General features: G+C 58.7%; 1 protein-coding gene and 1 pseudogene. Both read right to left on the bottom strand.

Annotation, left to right across the window (positions count from 1 at the left end; translation table 11 throughout):
- Positions 1–232, bottom strand: a pseudogene (gene pntA / locus I5W_RS07565) (Re/Si-specific NAD(P)(+) transhydrogenase subunit alpha); the annotation flags it as partial.
- Between the two features lie 72 nt (positions 233–304).
- Positions 305–1,003 (bottom strand): aldehyde dehydrogenase family protein (locus tag I5W_RS07560; protein ID WP_044528772.1); only part of this gene is annotated, 699 nt, incomplete at its 5' end.

Raw genomic sequence — 1,003 nt, 5'->3', positions numbered from 1 at the left:
ACGCGTACTTTGAAATGAGGTCGGCTGCTTGCCAGACCTGTTGCGGGGAAGCGGCGATGCTTGCGCCTGCTGCGCGGAAAGCTTCATCTGGCATATTTGCCAGCGCGCCTGCCTGGCTTTCCATCAGCACCGGGAAACCCAGTGCGATCAATTTGGCGACCATCTCGGGCGAAGCCGCCACTCTTTTTTCTTCAGGAAATATCTCTTTGGGGATTCCAACCGTCAGCGCCATGTTCATTTCCTTCGTGAGACTTGCGCAAGAGCGCCTGGGGCAGGCGGCTCTTGCGAGGGTGATGCGTGCTGCTTAGTAGAGACCCAGTTTGGCCTCATCCATGCTGATGAAGATGTTCTTGCACTGGGAATAGTGCTCCAGCATCATCTTGTGGTTTTCGCGGCCGATGCCGGATTTCTTGTAGCCGCCAAACGGGGCATGGGCGGGCAACTGGTTGTAGGTGTTGACCCACATGCGACCGGTCTCCACACCCGAGGCCACCCGCAGGGCGGTATTGAGGGTCTTGGTCCAGACTGCGCCGCCCAGGCCGAATTCGCTGTCATTGGCCATGGCGATGACTTCATCCTCATCCTCGAAGGCGATGACGGCGCCCACCGGGCCAAAGATCTCTTCTCTGGCCACGCGCGAGTTGTTGGTGGTGGCGATCAGGGTCGGTTCCATGAAATTGCCGTCCTGCAGTTCAGTGCGGCCGATGCGATGACCGCCGACCAGGACTTCACCTTCCGTCCGGCCGATATCGACATAACCCAGCACCGTCTTCAATTGGTGCGCATTGACCAGCGGACCCATCTGGGTATTGGCCAGCCAGGGCAGGTTGACGTTGACCTGCGAGAAGGCCTTGCCGGCATGTTCGACGAAACGGTTGTAGATGCTCTTGTGCACGAAGATGCGAGAGCCGGCGCAGCAGACCTGGCCCTGGTTGAATAGAATGCCGAGCTGCACGCCTTCGATCATCTTTCCCACGGAGCATCGGGAAGATGATGTTGGCCG

This window comes from Herbaspirillum sp. B65, assembly GCF_000333555.1.
In the GTDB taxonomy this organism is placed as follows: domain Bacteria; phylum Pseudomonadota; class Gammaproteobacteria; order Burkholderiales; family Burkholderiaceae_D; genus Herbaspirillum; species Herbaspirillum rubrisubalbicans.
Note: the sequence above shows the minus strand (reverse complement) of the source record. Positions and strands in the feature narration are given on the sequence as shown.